The organism is Stieleria sp., from assembly GCF_041595215.1.
Classification (GTDB): Bacteria; Planctomycetota; Planctomycetia; order Pirellulales; family Pirellulaceae; genus Stieleria; species Stieleria magnilauensis.
This window is the reverse complement of the sequence record NZ_JBFHKV010000484.1, coordinates 1-6,036: the sequence shown is the minus strand read 5'-3', so window position 1 is coordinate 6,036 and position 6,036 is coordinate 1. Positions and strand designations below refer to the sequence as shown.

Annotated in this window: 6 protein-coding genes and 1 pseudogene; 3 read left to right on the top strand and 4 right to left on the bottom strand. The window is 58.9% G+C overall.

Translation table 11 applies throughout. From position 1 onward, the window contains the following. Nucleotides 1-1,011 (top strand): alkaline phosphatase D family protein (locus ABX749_RS18375; RefSeq protein ID WP_372897243.1); only part of this gene is annotated, 1,011 nt, incomplete at its 5' end. A 172-nt stretch (nucleotides 1,012-1,183) separates the two neighbouring features. On the opposite strand, the gene ABX749_RS18370 is transcribed toward ABX749_RS18375, so the two are convergent. From ABX749_RS18370 to gap, 3 genes are all read right to left on the bottom strand, one after another. Then, nucleotides 1,184-1,540, bottom strand: a complete 357-nt coding sequence (locus tag ABX749_RS18370; RefSeq protein ID WP_372897242.1) for a hypothetical protein — start codon at nucleotides 1,538-1,540, stop codon at nucleotides 1,184-1,186. Between the two features lie 278 nt (nucleotides 1,541-1,818). Then, nucleotides 1,819-2,235 (bottom strand): YbjN domain-containing protein, encoded by a 417-nt coding sequence (locus ABX749_RS18365; protein ID WP_145212366.1) that lies wholly within the window; start codon nucleotides 2,233-2,235, stop codon nucleotides 1,819-1,821. Nucleotides 2,236-2,571: 336 nt separating this feature from the next. Next, nucleotides 2,572-3,567, bottom strand: a complete 996-nt coding sequence (gene gap, locus ABX749_RS18360; protein WP_145212370.1) for a type I glyceraldehyde-3-phosphate dehydrogenase — start codon at nucleotides 3,565-3,567, stop codon at nucleotides 2,572-2,574. 178 nt (nucleotides 3,568-3,745) lie between these two features. Here gap and ABX749_RS18355 point away from each other — a divergent pair, with 178 nt between their 5' ends. Continuing rightward, nucleotides 3,746-4,594, top strand: a complete 849-nt coding sequence (locus ABX749_RS18355) for a class I SAM-dependent methyltransferase (protein ID WP_372897241.1) — start codon at nucleotides 3,746-3,748, stop codon at nucleotides 4,592-4,594. An 85-nt stretch (nucleotides 4,595-4,679) separates the two neighbouring features. On the opposite strand, the gene cmk is transcribed toward ABX749_RS18355, so the two are convergent. Beyond that, on the bottom strand, nucleotides 4,680-5,336 hold the full coding sequence (gene cmk, locus ABX749_RS18350) for a (d)CMP kinase (protein WP_145212376.1): 657 nt from the start codon (nucleotides 5,334-5,336) through the stop codon (nucleotides 4,680-4,682). 136 nt (nucleotides 5,337-5,472) lie between these two features. Here cmk and ABX749_RS18345 point away from each other — a divergent pair. Continuing rightward, a pseudogene (locus ABX749_RS18345) lies at nucleotides 5,473-6,036 on the top strand (permease); the annotation flags it as partial.

Genomic DNA, 6,036 nt, shown 5'->3' with positions numbered 1-6,036 from the left:
GGCTGGGCCAATCCGACCGAATATCACCACCCGATTCATTTCGGCAAAGCGACGATGCGCCGCGACAGCGATCTGCTGTACGATCAAAACGCCGACTTCACCAAGATGCCGCTGGCGGAAATGGGCAATCTGCACGTCCACTGGGGCACGCCCGAAGCCGGCGTCAACGACATGGAATTCGATGACGATTCCGGCCACAAGAATTCTTATGTTTACGACATCGTCGAAGTCATCGATCCGCACACCCTGCGGCTGCACATGAAAGCCAAGATCGATGACACCAATGTCAGCTATTCGATCGGTCGACGAAGCTATGGCAAGAAACGTGTGGGCAATTGCGAGTTTTATTTCCTCGACACGCGCGGTGATCGTCAAATGCACGACGTCACCCAGCGAGACAAACCGGGCGTTTCGATGCTGGGCCGGCCGCAACGCGAATGGTTGCTGCGCAGCATGCGTGAAAGCGACGCGGATTTCCGCTTCGTTATCTCGACCGTCCCCTTCATGATTCCCCACAGCGGCGCGGGCGGGTTTGAAGCCGACGCGGCGAACAAGGAAGAAGCTTGGACGGGATTCTTTGATGAACGCGAGCAGTTGATTGCCGAATGGGAAAAGATCGGCAAGCGGGTCTTTGTGATGACCGGAGACTTGCACAACAGTTTTGCGATCAAGGTCACCGACAACGTGTGGGAGTTCTGCTGCGGACCGCACAACAGCGTCAACCACGTGCCGGTCAACGACGAGAGCGACCGCCCGGCGACGGGCAAGTTCAAGTTCGGACCGCGGGAATGCGACATCCGTTGGAGCAGCTACATCCTGCCGGATCTGCCACGGCTGGAGCGACTGTACCCGTACTTCTGTGTCGTCCAAGTCAACAACGTCTTCAATATGCCACAGAAGTTGGGCGACAAACGTTTGGTCGCCTACCCACACCCGCAAGTCGTCTTCCAGTACTACGACGGTCGAACCGGGGAACTCGCCTACGCCGAATCGATTTCAACGGAACGTTGAGACCGCCGGCGACTATCCCGCCACCCTCCTTGAAGAGGCGGAAAGGTGGATCCACGGATGACAGCGCGACCCCACGGATTTTTGGCACCCTGCCATCCGTGGGTTCGCGCTGCCATCCGTGGTCCTTTTTTTTACTCGTGACTCTTCGTCACGCGTTCAGCCGATCGGCATACTACGGTTGAAAGGGGTGCTGTTTGACCCGCTGCTCGCCACAGTACATGCAGCTCATGCGTCGTTTGCTGAGCGTGCGTCCGCACTTGCCGCACGAGTCCGTCCCGCTGCCCATCTTTCCGTCGGCCACTCCATCGCGCAAGTCAATCTCACTCACCTTGGCCAACAACTGTTCGTCGCTGAGTCCTGAATGGTCCCGGGCGACTTCCCAGAGCGCTTGGCATGTCAGCGCCAGAGATTCGATCTTGTCCTCCAGGCGAGCGATCTCGAAGTGAACGTTCTGTGATTTTGATTCCGCCCGGGCTGCCGTTTCGCTGGCATCCCAAATTTGCGATTGTTGATACAGTTCCCACAACACAAGCGTCTCTCCTTTATCACGGATCGTTAGACTGACCGTGCCATTCGTCGTCACCCAGCCCGGGCTTAAGCAACAGGAGTAGCATCGGAACATTTGCGGTGACTTGCTGCCGAGGCGCCTGCGCGCTGGCATCGTTCGCATTGTATCCGGTCGACGCTGAGGATGTTCAGAGCGTCTGGGATTGATTGCTCAGCGATCTGCAGGAGTTGAATCCGCGCATTGGACGAATCACGTCCGCGCCTCGGTCGATGTAACCCGCGCGAGTTCAATGCTCCGGTTCAACGCACAATGTCGTCTTCGTCGCAGCGGTCGATCGCGTGGGCGCTGGCCAACAGAAAAAATCGGGTCGCCTCGACGATCGCTTCGGCGCTGATGCCGCCTCGGATCGGGATGTGGTAGTCAAACACGATGGACTCACGTTCGTTGACGTGCGCCCGGACCGTCGAGATGTCGTTGTTGACGCGATTGACGAACTCCAGCTTCGCGGCGCGATCGGTGTTCTCTTTGACGCCGACGAAGGTCATCAACATCAATCGCTCGTTCTCGGCCGTTTGCATCACGTAACAGGAAACGCCACGCGTGACGACCAGGTCGCCGTCGTTGTCGCGGCGGACTTCCAGATCCGTCGGCTCAAAGATGGCGTCGAGTGTTTCTTCGGTCAGGTCGTTCGGTCGCAGCACTTCGTTGATTGGCATGTGATTTCCGGGGGCCAGGATGGATGCATTCGGCTTCGGGCGTGTTCGGCAAACCGACTTCGCCACGCCCAACCAAAACGGTAACGCCAACGGCTGTCAATGCCAATCCAATTCGCTGGCCCCAACCGCCGTGGTGAAGGGCGTTGCCTTCGATGGGACACAGGAGACCAATCGGACATCGAAGTCGTATGCGACTTATCCATCCTGTTTGTCGATCATGACCTACCGGGTGCAGATCCACCCAACAAAAAAACAGGCCCGCTGTTTCCAGCGAGCCTGTTTCGTGGTTCGTGCTTCAAACGCGGCGGCGCATCGTCACCGCGTCGGCGGCTGAACTCAGCCCGAGATCTTGGCGACCAGGTCCAGGACCTTGTTGGAGTAACCCCATTCGTTGTCGTACCAGGAGACGACTTTGACGAAGGTGTCATCCAATTGGATTCCGGCACCGGCGTCGAAGACCGAGGTGCGGGCTTCGCCACGGAAATCGGTCGAGACGACTTTGTCGTCGGTGTAGCCGAGGATGCCCTTCATGCTGCCTTCGGCAGTTTCTTTCATCTTGGCGCAGATTTCTTCGTAGCTGGCACCCTTTTCCAGTTCGACGGTCAGGTCGACGACGGACACGTCCGAGGTGGGAACGCGGAACGCCATGCCGGTCAGTTTGCCGTTGAGTTCCGGGATCACCTTGCCGACCGCTTTGGCCGCACCGGTGCTGGACGGGATGATGTTTTCCAAGATCCCACGTCCGCCCCGCCAATCCTTCTTGGAAGGACCATCGACGGTCTTTTGCGTCGCGGTGGCCGCGTGCACGGTGGTCATCAAACCGCGTTTGATTCCGTAGTTGTCGTTCAAGACCTTGGCGATCGGTGCCAAGCAGTTGGTCGTGCACGAGGCGTTGGAGACAAACGTTTCACCGTTGTAGGAGTCATCATTGACGCCCATCACGAACATCCGTGTGTCGTCTTTGGAGGGAGCCGACATGACGACTTTCTTGGCGCCGGCATCGATGTGCCCTTGGGCGCCTTCGGCGGTCAAGAAGATCCCCGTCGACTCGACCACGACGTCCACGCCGATGTCGCCCCAAGCCAGTTTGCTGGGGTCGGTTTCCGACGTCGCACGGACGGTCTTGCCGTTGACGATCAAATTGCTGCCGTCCACCGCGACTTCGCCCTTGAAGGGGCCGTGCACGGAATCGTACTTCAGCATGTAAGCCAAGTAATCGGTGTCGAGCAAGTCGTTGATGCCGACCACTTCGATGTCGTCTCGGCCGATGGAAGCGCGAAAGACCAATCGTCCGATTCGACCAAAACCATTAATTCCTACTTTGATAGCCACTGTTCGTTTTTCTCCTCATTGGGGTAGACTCAGCCAATTCGCTGGCCGGCATCGGATAAAGGTTCGATGAGTCAGCGGGAGCCCATTCTCACTCGCTTGGAGAAGCTGCGAATCGCTGCGATGAGCTGCAGTCGTGGCGCTGATCATGACGCCGGGATTATAGGAAGACAAATCCGTTTTGAACCAGCCCCCGCATTCCCCCCGTCCCCCGGACTGGCTGCGACCGCCCGGCGTCGCCGCCGGGACTTGGCAATACGTCCATCAGCGGACGATCGCACGCCACTACGACGACTTTGTGGCGGACACCCCGCTCTGTGAACTCGATCGACGTTACGTCTTGGAAACGCTTGCCGCCGTTTCCGCCGATCGGGCGACAGAACGTGCCGCAGAATCCGAGGATTCCCGCCCCATGATCCTTGATCTGGGAGCCGGCACCGGTCGCTTGGCCGATCCCGTCCGTCAACTCGGCTACGACGTCCTGGCCGTCGACCTCAGTCAATCCATGCTAGAAACCCTGGTGGAGCGTCACGGTGATCAGGCAGCGGAACATCGGCGCGCGGCCGGAACGATCCTGCCGATGCGCGCCAATTTGGTACAGCTTGATGCGATCGCCGACTCCATCGCCGATCACGCGATCTGCATGTTCAGCACGATCGGAATGATTCAGGGCCGAGCCAATCGCGTTCGCTTTCTGTGCCATATCGCACGCGCCGTTCGCCCCGGCGGCTGCCTGATCCTTCATGTCCACCGACGCTGGGCGGCCTTGCGTGAATCAGGCGGAATGCGACGGCTGTTGCGCAGTTGGATCCATTCCTTTCGAAGTGACGCGGAATTCGGCGACGCGACCTATGCCTACCGCGGGCTCGACAAGATGTTCATGCACCGCTTCAGTGAACGCGAAATCAAATCGGAATTAAAAACGGCCGGCTGGACGGTCGAGCGGATCGACCGAGTGGGACTCGACGGCAGCGATCTGGCGAGGTCGGCTTGGGATGCGAGCGGGCTGTTCTTGGTGTGCACGCGATAAAGAGGGGCGGGGGTCGGTGGGGTAAGAAAATTTTGGAGGTAAGAAAATTCTCCAAAATCTTCCTACCTCCAAAATCTTCCTACCTCTACCGCGACTCGATCCGGGATCGGACCAGCGACACGATCTGCTGCAGCACTTCTTCGGGCAGCATGCCGTCGGTGTTGACGACCACGGCATCTTCGGCGGCGCGAAGTCGTCCGACGTCGCGCATCCGGTCTTCCAGGTCGCGTTGGTTTTGCGCCGCCAGGACGTCTTCCAGCGAAACATAGCGTCCCGAATCGGCCAATTGCCGCATCCGTCGTTTGGCGCGTTCGACCGGCGATGCCGTCAAGAAGACTTTGCACTCGGCGTGTGGAAACACTTCGGCGCCTTGATCGCGTCCCTCGGTGACGATGTCGCGTCCCTCGGCAATGTCCCGTTGGATCTGTGACAATTGCGTGCGGACGGCGGGGACGTCGGCCAAGTAGCGAATCGACTGGGTGACCTCCGGCGTGCGAATCAATTCCGAAACATCTTCCCCGTCGAGACGGACCGTGCGATCCTGCCACGACAGATTGAGGGTAGCGACGAATTCGGACAGTCGTTCAGCGTCTTGCAAATCGATTTGGGCGCGGATCGCGGCCAGCGTTGCCGCTCGATAGAGCGCGCCGGTGTCCAGAAATTCGAACGCCAGTTGTGCCGCAACTTGGTGCGCGATACTGCTTTTGCCGGCACCGGCGGGGCCATCAATGGTGACGATCAACGGAAAAACATCCTGCAATTGACGAAGTGAGATCACCGCCTATGGTGATGGCGCGACCCACGTTGTGCAATTGGGAGGACCTTCGAATCCCCACAACGATCAGGCTCCTCGCCCCCCACACCTGTCGTTTTGATTCGTGCGCGACTACCAGAAGCTCCACTTCGTCGTCTTGATCTGGGGCTTCACCGCGGTGTTGGGAAAGCTGATCGAATTGAGTGCGACCCAAGTCGTGTTGTACCGCAGCGCCGCCGCGGCCGCGATCCTGTTCGCCCTCCTGCCGCGCCGCGCGGCGGTTTCCAAACCACTCGCCGTGGCCTTGATCGCCAACGGCATGCTGGTCGGTGCACATTGGATTTTGTTCTTCCTGGCGGTCAAAGTCGCAAACGTGTCGATTTGCATGATCGGCATGGCCACCACATCGTTCTGGACGGCGCTGCTGGAACCGATTCTGATTCGAAAGGTTCGTTTTCAGTGGGGGAACCTGCTGTTGGGCTGTGTCGTGATTGCGGCGGTTTATTGGATCTACCGCACCGAGACCCGGTTTCACTACGGGCTGTTGGTGGCGTTGGTCGGCGCGGTCGTGGCCACGCTGTTTTCGATCATCAACGGACTGTTTGCGGGCAAAGTCCATGCGCAATCCGTTGTCATGTACGAAATGGCCGGTGCGGGCGTGTTCTGCGGATTGGCGCTGGTCACGGCC